At 60.0% G+C, this 14,708-nt stretch carries 17 protein-coding genes; all 17 read left to right on the top strand.

Annotated elements, in window-relative coordinates; all coding sequences use genetic code 11:
- Positions 1-744, top strand: coding sequence for a 3-oxoacyl-ACP reductase FabG (gene fabG / locus CAF79_RS05495; protein ID WP_085696992.1), 744 nt, complete (start codon positions 1-3; stop codon positions 742-744).
- A 196-nt stretch (positions 745-940) separates the two neighbouring features.
- On the top strand, positions 941-1,177 hold the full coding sequence (acpP, locus tag CAF79_RS05490; RefSeq protein WP_085696991.1) for an acyl carrier protein: 237 nt from the start codon (positions 941-943) through the stop codon (positions 1,175-1,177).
- Positions 1,178-1,285: 108 nt separating this feature from the next.
- A complete protein-coding gene (gene fabF, locus CAF79_RS05485; protein WP_007908259.1) occupies positions 1,286-2,530 on the top strand; it encodes a beta-ketoacyl-ACP synthase II in 1,245 nt (414 codons plus the stop codon).
- The gene (pabC, locus tag CAF79_RS05480) at positions 2,530-3,345 is read left to right on the top strand and encodes an aminodeoxychorismate lyase (protein ID WP_085696990.1); all 816 of its coding nucleotides are present in this window, start codon (positions 2,530-2,532) and stop codon (positions 3,343-3,345) included. The genes fabF and pabC overlap by 1 nt, the downstream gene beginning before the upstream one ends.
- 3 nt (positions 3,346-3,348) lie before the next feature.
- Entirely contained in the window at positions 3,349-4,530 is a 1,182-nt protein-coding gene (gene mltG / locus CAF79_RS05475) for an endolytic transglycosylase MltG (protein WP_085696989.1), read from the top strand.
- A 19-nt stretch (positions 4,531-4,549) separates the two neighbouring features.
- Entirely contained in the window at positions 4,550-5,182 is a 633-nt protein-coding gene (tmk, locus tag CAF79_RS05470; protein ID WP_085696988.1) for a dTMP kinase, read from the top strand.
- Positions 5,175-6,158, top strand: coding sequence for a DNA polymerase III subunit delta' (locus CAF79_RS05465; protein ID WP_085696987.1), 984 nt, complete (start codon positions 5,175-5,177; stop codon positions 6,156-6,158). The genes tmk and CAF79_RS05465 overlap by 8 nt, the downstream gene beginning before the upstream one ends.
- A 42-nt stretch (positions 6,159-6,200) precedes the next feature.
- Positions 6,201-6,557: a PilZ domain-containing protein gene (locus tag CAF79_RS05460; RefSeq protein WP_007950801.1), complete on the top strand. Its 357-nt coding sequence runs from the start codon at positions 6,201-6,203 to the stop codon at positions 6,555-6,557.
- A gap of 15 nt (positions 6,558-6,572) precedes the next feature.
- Complete coding sequence (locus CAF79_RS05455) at positions 6,573-7,358, top strand: TatD family hydrolase (protein WP_085696986.1); 786 nt, start codon at positions 6,573-6,575, stop codon at positions 7,356-7,358.
- 341 nt (positions 7,359-7,699) lie between these two features.
- Positions 7,700-8,338, top strand: coding sequence for a TetR/AcrR family transcriptional regulator (locus CAF79_RS05450; protein ID WP_007950805.1), 639 nt, complete (start codon positions 7,700-7,702; stop codon positions 8,336-8,338).
- Between the two features lie 138 nt (positions 8,339-8,476).
- Positions 8,477-9,445: a GTP 3',8-cyclase MoaA gene (locus tag CAF79_RS05445; protein WP_085696985.1), complete on the top strand. Its 969-nt coding sequence runs from the start codon at positions 8,477-8,479 to the stop codon at positions 9,443-9,445.
- Between the two features lie 121 nt (positions 9,446-9,566).
- Complete coding sequence (locus CAF79_RS05440; RefSeq protein WP_007950810.1) at positions 9,567-10,172, top strand: DUF4823 domain-containing protein; 606 nt, start codon at positions 9,567-9,569, stop codon at positions 10,170-10,172.
- 15 nt (positions 10,173-10,187) lie between these two features.
- Positions 10,188-10,748 carry a DUF1285 domain-containing protein gene (locus tag CAF79_RS05435; protein WP_085696984.1) on the top strand — a complete coding sequence of 187 codons (561 nt, stop codon included), beginning with the start codon at positions 10,188-10,190 and terminating at the stop codon, positions 10,746-10,748.
- A 101-nt stretch (positions 10,749-10,849) separates the two neighbouring features.
- The gene (locus tag CAF79_RS05430; protein WP_064383471.1) at positions 10,850-11,566 is read left to right on the top strand and encodes a FadR/GntR family transcriptional regulator; all 717 of its coding nucleotides are present in this window, start codon (positions 10,850-10,852) and stop codon (positions 11,564-11,566) included.
- 25 nt (positions 11,567-11,591) lie between these two features.
- Positions 11,592-12,467: an SMP-30/gluconolactonase/LRE family protein gene (locus tag CAF79_RS05425; RefSeq protein WP_085696983.1), complete on the top strand. Its 876-nt coding sequence runs from the start codon at positions 11,592-11,594 to the stop codon at positions 12,465-12,467.
- A 270-nt stretch (positions 12,468-12,737) separates the two neighbouring features.
- Positions 12,738-13,556 (top strand): SDR family oxidoreductase, encoded by an 819-nt coding sequence (locus CAF79_RS05420; protein WP_085696982.1) that lies wholly within the window; start codon positions 12,738-12,740, stop codon positions 13,554-13,556.
- A 143-nt stretch (positions 13,557-13,699) separates the two neighbouring features.
- Positions 13,700-14,704 carry a substrate-binding domain-containing protein gene (locus CAF79_RS05415; protein WP_085696981.1) on the top strand — a complete coding sequence of 335 codons (1,005 nt, stop codon included), beginning with the start codon at positions 13,700-13,702 and terminating at the stop codon, positions 14,702-14,704.
- Positions 14,705-14,708 lie beyond the last annotated feature (4 nt).

Genomic DNA, 14,708 nt, shown 5'->3' with positions numbered 1-14,708 from the left:
ATGAGTCTGCAAGGTAAAGTTGCACTGGTCACCGGTGCAAGCCGTGGCATAGGCCAGGCTATCGCACTGGAACTGGGCCGTCAGGGTGCCATCGTTGTTGGCACCGCGACTTCCGCTTCGGGCGCCGAGCGCATTGCTGCGACCCTGAAGGAAAACGGCATTCAGGGCGCAGGTTTCGAACTGAACGTCACCAGTGACGAATCGGTCAGCGCAGTGCTGGCGAACATTCAGGAGCAGTTCGGGGCGCCGGTGGCGATTCTGGTCAACAATGCCGGCATCACCCGCGATAACCTGATGATGCGTATGAAAGACGACGAGTGGTACGACGTGATCGATACCAACCTGAACAGTCTGTATCGCCTGTCCAAAGGCGTTCTGCGCGGCATGACCAAGGCGCGTTGGGGCCGAATTATCAGTATTGGCTCGGTGGTGGGTGCCATGGGCAACGCTGGCCAAGTAAACTATGCAGCCGCCAAGGCCGGTCTGGAAGGTTTCAGCCGTGCCATGGCGCGTGAAGTCGGTTCGCGATCAATTACGGTCAACTCGGTAACCCCAGGGTTCATCGACACCGATATGACCCGCGAACTGCCTGAAGCACAGCGTGAAGCCTTGCAGACGCAGATTCCGCTGGGCCGTCTGGGACAGGCTCAAGAGATCGCGTCCGTGGTCGCTTTTCTTGCATCCGACGGTGCGGCATACGTGACCGGGGCTACAATCCCGGTTAACGGCGGGATGTACATGTAATTCAAATGTGACGGATTGCTTCAAAAAAATGTCATACGAGCTGTCTAAAATCCGTTATAAAGCTGCAATCTATTTATAGGCAGAGGGCTCCAGGGTTTGAGGAGTGAAGCTTTCAGTTGAAAAGCTGAAAAGTCTTTCTATACACTTACCCACTGGCCAGCTGCCTGAATTTGTCCATTAGGAGTGAAAACAAGGTATGAGCACCATCGAAGAGCGCGTCAAGAAAATCGTTGCCGAGCAACTGGGTGTTAAAGAAGAAGAAGTGAAGAACGAATCTTCTTTCGTTGACGACCTGGGTGCCGACTCCCTTGACACCGTTGAGCTGGTGATGGCTCTGGAAGAGGAATTCGAGACCGAAATCCCTGACGAAGAAGCTGAGAAGATCACTACTGTACAAGCTGCAGTCGACTACGTTACTAGCCACCAGGCGTAATAGTTTGTAATCGTTGCTTGCTGTCATGGAAAAACCGCACTGCCATCATGGCGTGCGGTTTTTTCTTTAGGCCTGATGCAAAGTCGTCATTTGAAAAAGGAGAGTGCTGTGTCGCGTAGACGCGTCGTAGTCACCGGTATGGGTATGTTGTCGCCACTGGGCACGGATGTGCCGAGCAGTTGGCAGGGCATTCTGGCTGGCCGCAGTGGCATTGGTCTGATCGAACACACCGACCTTTCTGCCTATTCCACCCGCTTTGGCGGCTCGGTAAAGGGCTTCAATGTCGAGGAATACCTGTCGGTCAAGGAAGCGCGCAAGCTCGACCTGTTCATTCAGTACGGTCTGGCGGCCGGCTTTCAAGCCGTACGCAATGCCGGTCTGGAAGTCACCGATGCCAACCGTGAACGCATTGGCGTGGCCATGGGTTCGGGTATCGGCGGTCTGACCAACATCGAAGAAACCAGCCGCACCCTGCACGAGACTGGCCCGCGCCGGATTTCTCCGTTCTTTGTGCCTGGCTCGATCATCAATATGATTTCCGGTTTCCTGTCCATCCACCTGGGTGCACAGGGGCCCAACTACGCCATCGCCACAGCGTGTACCACCGGTACGCACTGCATCGGCATGGCTGCGCGCAACATCATGTACGACGAAGCCGACGTGATGATTGCCGGCGGTGCCGAGATGGCCGCGTGCGGTCTGGGCATGGGCGGCTTCGGTGCTTCCCGTGCACTGTCGACTCGCAATGACGAGCCGACCCGTGCCAGCCGTCCGTGGGACAAGGGCCGTGACGGCTTCGTGCTGTCCGACGGCGCCGGTGCCCTGGTGCTCGAAGAACTCGAACACGCCAAGGCTCGTGGCGCGACCATCTACGCCGAGCTGATCGGTTTTGGCACCAGTGGTGACGCGTTCCACATGACCTCGCCACCCGCCGATGGCGCCGGTGCTGCACGCTGCATCACCAACGCGTTGCGCGATGCGAAGATCAACGTTGATCAAGTGCAATACATCAACGCCCACGGCACTTCGACGCCGGCCGGCGACCTCGCTGAAGCCAACGCGATCAAGTCGGTGTTCGGTGATCACGCCTACAAGCTGGCGGTCAGCTCCACCAAGTCCATGACCGGTCACCTGCTGGGTGCGGCGGGCGCGGTCGAGGCGATCTTCAGCGTGCTGGCGATCAACAGCCAGGTGGCGCCGCCAACCATCAACCTCGATGAGCCGGACGAAGGCTGCGACCTCGATTTCGTGCCGCACACCGCGCGCAACATGGATATCGATGTCGTGCTGTCCAACTCGTTCGGGTTTGGCGGCACCAACGGCACGTTGGCGTTCCGTCGGTTCGCCGGCTGATGGACTGCTGGGTCGACGGTCTGCCGGCTGACGCTCTGTCGCTGAAAGATCGCGGCCTGGCTTACGGCGACGGTCTGTTCGAGACCATCGCCGTGCGAAGTGGTCAGCCGTTGCTGCTGGATCGGCATCTGACGCGTCTGGCCGAAGGCTGTGCGCGTCTGGCCATTGCTGCCGACATCGAGCGGGTTCGCCATGAGCTGCAATCCTATGCCGCCGCGATGGGCGAGGGCGTGCTCAAGCTCATCCTTACTCGTGGTGACGGATTGCGCGGTTATGCGCCGGACCCTACGGCGCAGGGCCGACGCATTTTGCAAGGCAATCCTCCCGCCGTTTATCCAGCGACCCACGCCGAGCAGGGCGTGCGCCTGTTTCCGTGCAGCACGCGCCTTTCCAGGCAGCCGTTGCTCGCCGGGCTCAAACACCTCAATCGACTGGAACAGGTCATTGCCCGCGCCGAATGGCAGGACAGTGAACATGCCGAAGGTTTGATGCTCGATCAGGCCGGTCGGGTGATTGAAGGCGTGTTCAGCAATCTGTTCATGGTGCGTGACGGTGTGTTGATCACGGCGGACCTGAAACGCTGCGGCGTGGCCGGCGTGATGCGTGCAGAAATATTGTTTCAGGCCGAGTCCCTGGGCATTCCTGTGCAGATCACCGACATCCCCCTCGAACAGCTGCAATGGGCCGATGAGGTCTTCGTCTGCAACAGCGTGTATGGCGTCTGGCCGGTACGCGCCTGTGCTGCTCTGAGCTGGCCGGTTGGCCCGCTCACCCGTAAACTGCAAACCATTGCCCGCGCGCTACTGGATGCCTGATTCGTGAGACGTAAACTTTTGTTGCTGCTGGAAACCGGACTGGTTCTGGCAGGGCTGCTGTTGGGCGCCAGCGCCTGGAAGATTCATTCGGCACTGGAACAGCCCCTGAACATCACGCAGGAAGAACTGCTGGATGTGCCCAAGGGATCCACCCCGACCCGTACTTTTCTTGGACTCGAAGCCGATGGCGTCATCAAGGACGCGTTCTGGCTGCGGGTCTATTGGCGTTTCAATCTCGCCGGCACGCCGATTCACAGCGGTGAATACCGCATGCAGCCGGGCATGACCGTCAACGGTCTGATCGACCTGTGGAAGCGCGGCGATGTAGTTCAGTACAGCCTGACGCTGGTCGAAGGCTGGAACTTTCATCAAGTGCGCGCCGCGCTGGCCAAAGACGAAAAGATCGAACAGACCCTCAATGGCCTGAGCGACAGTGATGTGATGGCCAAAATCGGTCACAAGGGTCTGTTCCCTGAAGGGCGCTTTTTCCCCGATACCTACCGCTTCGTGCGCGGTGTGACCGATGCCGAACTGCTGAAAAAGGCTTTCGATCGCCTCGACGAGGTGCTGGCGAAGGAGTGGGAAAAGCGATCCGCCGATGTGCCTTACACCGAGCCCTATCAGGCCCTGATCATGGCGTCACTGGTGGAGAAGGAAACCGGCGTGCCTCAGGAACGTGGGCAGATTGCCGGCGTTTTCGTGCGTCGCATGGCGCTGGGCATGCAGCTGCAGACCGATCCGACGGTGATCTATGGCCTGGGTGATCGCTACAACGGCAAGCTGACCCGTGCCCATCTCAAAGAAGCCACGCCGTACAACACGTACATGATTCCCGGCCTGCCGCCGACGCCGATCGCCATGGTCGGACGCGAAGCGATTCACGCCGCACTCAACCCGGTGGATGGCACCAGCCTCTATTTCGTTGCTCGTGGCGATGGCAGTCACGTGTTCTCCGATGATCTGGACGCGCACAACAACGCGGTGCGCGAGTACCAGCTCAAGCGGCGCGCGGATTACCGCTCCAGCCCGGCGCCAGCGACCGCGCCCGAGGCCTCTCCGGCAGGCGAGGAGGCGATTCCTGCCGCCTCCCCCGATACCGCACCGGAATCGTTGCCGCAGCCGCCTGCTCAAGAACCTGCACCGGCGCCTGAACCGGAAGCCTCCGCTCCCCAAAACACGCAATGACTTTGATTAAGGACTGCCTGTGACTGGCTTGTTTATTACCCTGGAAGGCCCGGAAGGCGCCGGCAAAAGCACCAACCGCGAATACCTCGCCGAGCGCCTGCGCGCCGCCGGTATCGAAGTGGTGCTGACCCGCGAACCCGGCGGTACGCCGCTGGCCGAGCGCATTCGCGAGGTGTTGCTGGCTCCGGTCGACGAAGTGATGAACCCGGACACCGAGCTGCTGCTGGTGTTCGCCGCCCGTGCCCAGCATCTGGCTGAAGTCATTCGCCCGGCGCTGGCCCGTGGCGCGGTGGTGCTGTGTGATCGGTTCACCGATTCGACTTACGCCTATCAGGGCGGTGGTCGCGGCTTGTCGCTGGAGCGCATCGCGGCGCTGGAGACTTTCGTGCAGGGCGACCTGCGTCCCGACCTGACGCTGATTTTCGATCTGCCGGTGGAAATCGGCCTGGCCCGCGCCAGTGCCCGTGGTCGTCTGGACCGTTTCGAGCTGGAAGGCCGTGAGTTTTTCGAGGCGGTGCGCAATGCGTTCCTCAAGCGCGCCGAGGCAGATCCTGCGCGGTATGTGCGGATTGACGCCGGTCAGCCGTTGGCCAAGGTTCAACAATCGCTGGATACCTTGATTCCGAACCTGCTGGAGCTGAGCCGTGGCTGAGGCCTATCCGTGGCAGGACAGCCTCTGGCAGCAACTGGCCGGTCGCGCTCAGCACGCCCACGCCTATCTGCTGCACGGGCCGGCCGGGATCGGCAAACGCGCGCTGGCCGAGCGGCTGATGGCCAGCCTGCTGTGCCTGCGGCCGACACCTGAAGCCTGCGGCGAGTGCAAATCCTGCCTGCTGCTCAATGCCGGCAGCCACCCGGACAATTACATCCTTGAACCGGAAGAGGCAGACAAGGCGATCAAGGTCGACCAGGTGCGCGATCTGGTCAGTTTCGTGGTGCAGACCGCGCAGCTGGGCGGGCGCAAGGTGGTGCTGATCGAGCCGGTCGAGTCGATGAACATCAACGCCGCCAACGCCTTGCTCAAAAGCCTTGAAGAACCGTCCGGCGATACCGTGCTGTTGCTGGTCAGCCACCAGCCGAGCCGATTGTTGCCAACCATCAAGAGCCGCTGCGTGCAGCAGGCCTGTCCGCTGCCGAGCGAGTCCATGAGCCTGCAATGGCTGGCTCAGGCATTGCCGGAATGTTCCGAAGACGAACGTGTCGAACTGTTGACCCTGGCCGCCGGTTCGCCGTTGGCCGCTGTCACGTTGAACGGGCAGGGCGTGCGTGACCAGCGCGCGCAGGTTGTCGAAGGCGTGAAGAAGTTGCTCAAACAGCAGCAATCGCCGACGCAACTGGCCGAGGAGTGGAAAAACATTCCGATGCTGCGGCTGTTCGACTGGTTCTGTGACTGGTCGAGCCTGATCCTGCGCTATCAATTGACCCAGGATGAAGCGGGCCTCGGCCTGACCGACATGCGCAAAGTCGTGCAGTATCTGGCGCAGAAAAGTGCCCAGGCTAAAGTGCTCGATATTCAGGACTGGATCCTCGCCCAGCGCCAGAAAGTCCTGAGCAAGGCCAACCTCAATGCGGCGTTGTTGCTGGAAGCGTTGCTGGTGCAATGGGCGAGCTTGCCTGGCCAAAGATAAGAATGTGTACCTAGACTCTGAACATCAGCAGTGGAGGTCAACATGAACGAACCTGTCAGCCCGGGGCCGCGCAACGGCATCTTGTCCCTGACCATCAAGGACAAGTCGGTCCTTTACGCCGCATACATGCCGTTCATCAAGAACGGTGGCCTGTTCATCCCGACCAACAAGAGCTACAAGTTGGGCGACGAGGTGTTCATGCTGCTGAACCTGATGGACGAGGCGGAGAAGATTCCGGTGGCCGGCAAAGTGGCCTGGATCACCCCCAAAGGCGCCCAGGGCAACCGCGCAGCTGGCGTCGGCGTGCAATTCAACGATGGCGACAACACCGCGCGCAGTCGCATTGAAACTCATCTGGCCGGAGCCCTGAAGTCCGACCGTCCCACTCATACGATGTAAGTTGCAGTCCTTTTTATGCTCGTAGATTCCCATTGTCACCTTGATCGCCTCGACCTCGCCGCTCACGACGGTTCCCTGGATGCCGCGCTGGATGCGGCCCGTCTGCGCGGAGTCGGGCATTTCCTGTGCATCGGCGTCAGTGCCGACAACGCGGCCGACGTCAAAGCCCTGGCCGAGCGTTACGAGGACGTCGATTGTTCGGTCGGCGTGCATCCTTTGGATGTGCAGCCGGGCGCGGCGCCGGCGCTGGACTGGCTGCTGCACGAGCTCAATCACCCGAAAGTGGTAGCGATCGGCGAAACCGGTCTGGATTACCACTACGAGCCGGAAGCCGCTGAATTGCAGCAGGAGTCGTTCCGTCTGCACCTGCAAGCCGCCCAGCAGACCGGCAAACCGGTGATCATCCACACCCGTGGCGCCCGCGCCGATACGCTCGAGCTGCTGCGCGAAGCCGCGTTGCCCCAGGCCGGCGTGCTGCATTGCTTCACCGAAGATTGGGACATGGCCAAGGCCGCGCTGGACATGGGTTACTACATTTCCCTGTCAGGCATCGTCACCTTCCGCAACGCCGATGCGTTGCGCGATGTGGCGAGCAAGGTTCCGGTCGATCGCCTCTTGGTGGAAACCGATTCGCCGTACCTGGCGCCGATCCCGTATCGCGGCAAACCGAACCTGCCGCAATACGTGCGGGAAGTGGCAGAGTTTCTGGCGATGCTGCGCGGCGAGAACTATGAGCGTTTTGCCGAGCAGACCACCGAGAACTTCAAGCGATTGTTTCCGCTGGCGAATGTAAAAGCCTGAATCGCAGGCAAAAAAAACCCGGGTTCTGGGGGGTGAATCCGGGTTAAGACCATTAGGAGTAAAACAAAGGCACGCGGTCCCTTGGTACCTTTACCGGCGCGACACTTGGGGGAGATGTCGCCCGACAGTTCAAGTATTGATCAGTCTGGCGTTCAGTCCAGTTGGCCGGTCGGGGTTTTTAAACAAATTTGGAATACGTTCGCTTCGGTTATGTTCTCATTCCCCCCGAAACGTTCGTGAAATGAACAAGAAACACAGATATGGTCGGATGATCCGTGCATTTTTGCGCAAGTTAGGCATAATACGCGGCTTCGAATTTTGACCCCTACAGACCTTTTCTTATGCACAAAGAACCTCGTAAGGTCCGTGAGTTTCGTCGCCGTGAGCAAGAAATTCTCGATACCGCGCTCAAGCTGTTCCTCGAACAAGGTGAAGACAGTGTCACCGTCGAGATGATTGCTGATGCCGTGGGTATCGGCAAAGGCACGATCTACAAGCACTTCAAGTCCAAGGCCGAAATCTATCTGCGCCTGATGCTCGATTACGAGCGCGACTTGAACGAGCTGTTGCATTCGGCCGATGTCGACAAGGACAAGGAAGCGCTGTCCCGTGCCTACTTTGAATTCCGCATGCGCGATCCGCAGCGCTATCGCCTGTTCGATCGCCTGGAAGAAAAAGTGGTCAAGGGCAATCAGGTGCCGGAGATGGTCGAGGAACTGCACAAGATCCGTGCCTCGAACTTCGAACGCCTGACGCTGCTCATCAAGGGCCGCATCAGCGAAGGCAAGCTCGAAGACGTGCCGCCGTACTTCCACTACTGCGCATCCTGGGCGCTGGTGCACGGCGCGGTGGCGCTGTATCACTCGCCGTTCTGGAGCAATGTGCTGGAAGATCAGGAAGGTTTCTTCCAGTTCCTGATGGATATCGGCGTGCGCATGGGCAACAAGCGCAAGCGCGACCCGGAAACTCCAAGCAGCTGAATCATTCAGTCGCCTTATGCGCCGTGTTTTTCATTACATGGCGCAGTACCGCAGGAATATACTCAGGCATAGGGCTTGCTAAAACTTGAATTGTGAGTCAAGTTTTAGTCGCTCGATTTTCCATCGCCGGAGTGCTTCATGATCGTTGACCGTCAAGGCAGGCGTTTTCGCAATTTGCGGATCAGTCTGACTTCAGCCTGCAATTACGCTTGTACCTACTGCGTGCCAAACGGCAAGCGGCTGGTGGCTGCGCAGGATGAACTGTCGGCCGAGGCCATGGCGCGTGGCGTGGCTTATCTGATCGAAGCCGCCGGCATCGAGCGGCTGCGCATCACCGGCGGCGAGCCGCTGGTCAGCCCCAAACTCGAATCTTTCATGAGCGCCGTCGGCAAGTTGGGCCTGGAAGACATCAGCCTGACCACCAACGGCCAGCTCCTGGCAAAAAAACTCCCGTTGCTGGTCGATGCCGGCCTGCGACGCATCAACGTTTCCCTCGATACCCTGGACGCCGGCGCGTTCCGCAGCATTGCCCGTGGCGGTGATCTGGCCACCGTGCTGGACGGCATGGATCAGGCGGCCGCGGCGGGGATGAAGATCAAGGTCAACATGGTGCCGTTGCGCGGACAGAATCTCGACCAGGTGATGCCGCTGCTCGATTACTGCCTCGAGCGTGGTTTCGAGCTGCGCTTCATCGAGCTGATGCGCATGGGCCACCTGGCCACTGACTCCAACGCCTTTCTGCAACAGTTCGTGAGCCTGCAACAGTTGCTGAGCCTGATCGGCGAGCATTACGAGTACGCGCAAACCGACGCGCCGGTGGACGCCACGGCGGTTCGTTATGCGATTCCCGGTCGGGGTAACTTCGGCGTGATTGCCAACGAAAGCGTGCCGTTCTGCCGAACCTGCTCGCGCCTGCGCCTCTCGTCCACCGGATGGCTGCATGGTTGTCTGTCGTCGAGCAACCGCCACTACGTCGGTGACCTGCTCGACAAACCACGTCACGAGGCGCTACCGGCGCTGCAGCGACTGCTGGTCAAGGCGCTGGGTGACAAACAGGAAGTCACATTCTCCGGCGGCGCCACCGTCATGAAGATCATCGGCGGCTGAGTCCTTCGCCACAAAAAGCCCTGTTTCAAAGCGGATACCTGCGCATTTCCAAGGACTGGCGCAAAAGCTGCATCCTACGGCCATTCGCCGGTTTTCCGTCACCGGCTTCTGGAGGATTAGGATGCGTAGCCTGGTTTTGCTGCTGGCCGTTTTGGCGCTGGGCGGCTGTATGACTGTCAGTGACATGGCCGAAGGGACTCGCTACCAGATGAGCGACGCGGGCTTGCTGGACCACAGCGACAGCCGTCGCGTAAACAATTTCCGCATTCAGCCGGATTCGTTCATCTACATCGCGCAAGGCTCGTTCGCACCGCCGGGCGGTTCTTACCCGCGTCCCAACGTGGTGGCCGAAGAGGCCTTCAAAGGCTTCGTCGAATACTTCCCGATGGTCCGCCGTGCCCGTGCGCCGGAAGGCCTTGACCAGGCGATGGGCGAGGCCCGCGACGCCGGTGCCCACTACCTGCTGTACACGCGTTTCGCCAAGGCCGACGACCGCATCGGCAACTCCGATGAGTGGCTGGATCAGGAAGCCGTTGATCGTCTCGGCATCGATGGCGGCGTGATTCAGATCATGTTGATCGAGACCAGCACCCAGTATTTGATTGATACTGCACGGATCAAGAGTCGTGGCGGTTTACTGACGTTCCACGACAACAAACCCGAAGACCTGATCGGCCCACCGCTTGCGCAGTACGCGCGCAGCCTGCTGGGCGTCGGGGACCAGTAATTCAAGGAGTACGCCATGAGTGGCCCGCAAAAAGCCAATGACCTGCTGGGGCAAATCCCCAAAACCAAAGGCTTGCCGCCGGTGCACTTGTGGAACCCGGATTTCTGCGGCGACATCGACATGCGCATCGCCCGCGACGGCACCTGGTACTACCTGGGTACTCCGATCGGGCGCAAGCCGATGGTCAAGCTGTTCTCCACGATCATCCGCCGCGATGGCGATGACTATTTCCTGATCACTCCAGTAGAGAAAGTCGGGATCAAGGTCGACGACGCGCCGTTTGTGGCGATTGCCGTCGAGGTGGAAGGCGAGGGCGAGGCGCAACGGCTTCGCTTCACGACCAATGTCGATGAAACCACCGAAGCCGGCGCGGAACATCCGATCCGCGTCGAGATTGATCCCGCAACGCAAGAACCCGCGCCCTACGTGCATGTGCGCACCAATCTCGAGGCGCTGATCCACCGCAACGTGTTCTACCAATTGGTCGAGCTGGCAGTCAGCCGTGAAATCGATGGCCAGCGCTGGCTCGGCGTCTGGAGTGGCGGCGAGTTCTTTCGTATCGGCCTTGAACCTTGAAAAACCGCAGTCTGTGGAAGCAGGCTGCGGTTTTTTGTCGTTGACTCTCAATCGTATGATGATTAGCTTAGGCACCCACAGCGAACGGCTTCGGGGTGTCCATGTCGAGCAGTTTTCACGCATCAACGGTTGACTGGCTGGGCGCCTGGATTGCCGCCGGCCAGGTAAAGCCGGGGCAGGCGATCAAGGTTGAGGCCGATCTGGGCGAGCAGCTCGGGGTCAGCCGCACCGTGATCCGCGAAGCCATCAAGACCCTCGTCGCAAAAGGGATGCTGGAAGTCGGGCCGAAAGTCGGCACGCGAGTGCTGCCGATCAAGCGCTGGAACCTGTTCGATCCGCAAGTCGTCGGCTGGCTGTCACGCAGCGGCCTGCCGGAAAACTTTGTCGATGACTTGCTCGACCTGCGCCGCACCATCGAACCGATGGCGGTGCGCTGGGCCTGTGAGCGGGCGACCGTCGAACAGGTGCAAGCCGTGCGGCAGGCCTACAACGCGCTGGAGCGGGCGGTGGACAGCGGCATCGACTACAACCGCGCCGACCAGTTCTTCCACGAATGCATTCTCGCTGCCAGCCACAATCAATTCATCGAGCAGATGGTGCCGGCCCTCGGCGCGTTGCTCGCGGTGTCCTTCGAAGTTTCTGCGGCCGACCCCGATGAATTGCGCCGCACTCTGCCCATCCATAAAGACATGGCCGACGCCATCGCCGCCCGGGATGCCGCGCGCGGTGTATGGGCCTGCATGACCCTGATCGACAATGCCGACCTGGCCATCAAGCGGTTTTACCCGCAGGTAATGGCCGACAAAAAAGCCAGCTGACAAAAACAACAAGACAGGAGGTTGCATGACGTGGACTGCGGTGACAGAGCATCGGGCGCAACTGGGCGAGGGACCGTCCTGGGACGCACCGACCCAGGCGCTGTATTGGGTCGACATTGCCGGCAAGCAGGCGCTGCGGCTGATCGGGCATAACGTGCAGATCTGGCAGATGCCGGAGCACGTTTCGGCGTTCATTCCCTGCGCCAGCGGCGACGCACTGGTGACCCTGAGCAGCGGCGTCTACCGGCTCGATCTGGACTCCCCCGGACTTGAGCCGCGACTGACGCTGTTCTGCGTCGCCGATCCACAACCGGGCAACCGCGCCAACGAAGCACGTTGCGATGGCCAGGGCCGCTTGTGGCTCGGCACCATGCAAAACAACATCGGCGAACGGGGCGAGGATCTGCCGATCACTCGACGTTCCGGCGGGCTGTTCCGGATTGATCCGGATAAAAGGGTCACGCCATTGCTGCGCAACCTGGGCATTCCCAACACGCTGCTCTGGAGTGACGACGGCACCACGCTGCTGTTCGGCGACAGCCTCGACAGCACGTTGTACCGCTATTTCATTCACACCGACGGCAACCTCGACACTGCTCAGCCTTGGTACAGCGCCGATCAGCACGGTGGCCCGGACGGTTCGGCGATGGACGCCGAAGGCTACGTGTGGAACGCCCGCTGGGACGGCAGTTGCCTGCTGCGTTTGACGCCGGATGGGCACATCGACCGCAAGATCGACCTGCCGATCAGTCGCCCGACCAGTTGCGTATTCGGCGGCGCAGACCTGAAAACCCTTTACATCACCAGCGCCAAAAGTCCGCTGAACCATCCGCTGGACGGTGCCGTGCTGTCGCTGCGGGTGGATGTTGCCGGAAAGCTGTGTACGCGGTTTGCCAGTTAAATCCCAAAATATGGGATGCAAAATTATATATTGAGATTATTTGGCGGTCGGGTTTATAGTCGGCTCCAGCAGTAACACGCACTCACACTTAAAAAGAACAAAACAGGTGAAGTGATGCAGCGAATTTCCATCGCACTCCACAGCGGAGTCAGCGCTTCGGGCCGTTCCGGTACCGCGGCGTGCGCTCGCCTGTTTTGTTCCAGAAGCCTTCCAGACCGGACATCGTCAGATGCCCGGTTTTTTTATGCTTTCGAACAGGAGTCCTGATTCATGGCTGAACCTCTGTCCCTGCCACCGGTGCCCGAGCCGCCGAAAGGTGAGCGCCTGAAAAACAAGGTTGTGTTGCTGACCGGCGCCGCCCAAGGCATCGGCGAAGCGATCGTCGCAACCTTTGCCTCCCAGCAGGCCAAACTGGTGATCAGCGATATCCAGGCTGAAAAGGTCGAGAAAGTCGCCGCACACTGGCGCGAGCAGGGCGCCGATGTGCAAGCGATCAAGGCCGACGTATCGCGTCAGGAGGATCTGCACGCCATGGCCAGACTGGCCATCGAACTGCACGGTCGTATCGACGTGCTGGTCAACTGCGCCGGGGTCAACGTGTTCCGCGATCCGCTGGAGATGACCGAAGAAGACTGGAAACGCTGTTTCGCCATCGACCTCGACGGCGCCTGGTATGGCTGCAAGGCCGTGCTGCCGCAGATGATCGAGCAAGGCATCGGCAGCATCATCAATATTGCCTCGACCCATTCCACGAACATCATTCCCGGCTGCTTCCCGTACCCGGTGGCCAAGCACGGCTTGCTCGGACTGACCCGCGCGTTGGGCATCGAGTACGCGCCGAAGGGCATTCGCGTCAACGCCATTGCCCCTGGCTACATCGAGACCCAGCTCAACGTCGATTACTGGAACGGTTTCGCCGATCCGCACGCCGAACGCCAGCGCGCCTTTGATCTGCATCCACCGAAACGTATCGGTCAGCCGATTGAAGTGGCGATGACCGCCGTGTTCCTGGCCAGCGACGAAGCGCCGTTCATCAACGCCTCGTGCATCACCATCGATGGTGGTCGCTCGGTGATGTACCACGACTGAAAAAGCGGATTTCAGGCGGGAAGGTCTGCCTGAAATCCAATCATCATACGATATGACTATTGTTGTCATGATTTGCGGCAAACGCTTCGACCGCTGTAACGCTTTTCAAATAACGCTCAAGAAAAATAACAAGGAGTCTGCTTATGAAACGTCGTTTCGGGATTCGTACCCTTTGCAGTACCGCGCTGGCGGTTACTGCGTTCAGCCTGAGCAGTTCGCTGCTGGCCGCTGACCCTGTGAAAATCGGTTTCTTGGTCAAGCAGGCCGAAGAGCCATGGTTCCAGACTGAATGGGCCTTCGCCGAGAAAGCTGCCAAGGACAAAGGCTTCGAGCTGATCAAGATCGCCGTGCCGGACGGCGAGAAAACCCTCTCGGCCATCGACAGCCTTGCTGCCAACGGCGCCAAGGGCTTCGTCATCTGCCCGCCGGACGTGTCCCTCGGCCCTGCGATCATGGCGAAGGCCAAGCTCAATGATCTGAAAGTCATTGCCGTCGACGACCGTTTTGTCGACGCCAATGGCAAGTTCATGGAAGACGTGCCGTACCTCGGCATGGCCGCGTTCGAAGTCGGCCAGAAGCAGGGCGCTGCCATGGCCGCCGAGGCGAAAAAGCGTAACTGGGACTGGAAGGACACCTACGCGGTGGTCAACACCTACAACGAACTCGACACCGGCAAGAAACGCACCGACGGTTCGATGAAAGCGCTCGAAGACGCCGGCTTGCCGAAAGAGCACATCCTGACCGCCGCCCTGAAAACCCTCGACGTACCGGGCAGCATGGACGCCACCAACTCGGCGCTGGTCAAGCTGCCGAGCGCGGCGAAGAACCTGATCATCGGCGGTATGAACGACAACACCGTGCTGGGCGGCGTGCGTGCCACCGAAGCCGCCGGGTTTGCCGCCGCCAACGTGATCGGTATCGGCATCAACGGCACCGACGCCATCGGCGAGCTGAAAAAGCCCAACAGCGGCTTCTACGGTTCGATGCTGCCGAGCCCGCACATCGAAGGCTACAAGACTGCCGAGATGATGTTTGAGTGGGTCACCACCGGCAAGGAACCGCCGAAGTACACCGCGATGGATGACGTCACTCTGATCACCCGCGACAACTTCAAGCAGGAGCTGGAGAAGATCGGCCTGTGGAACTGACGGC

The organism is Pseudomonas sp. B26(2017) (assembly GCF_002113045.1).
Taxonomy (GTDB): Bacteria; Pseudomonadota; Gammaproteobacteria; order Pseudomonadales; family Pseudomonadaceae; genus Aquipseudomonas.
This window is presented reverse-complemented; position numbering and strand designations above follow the sequence as displayed.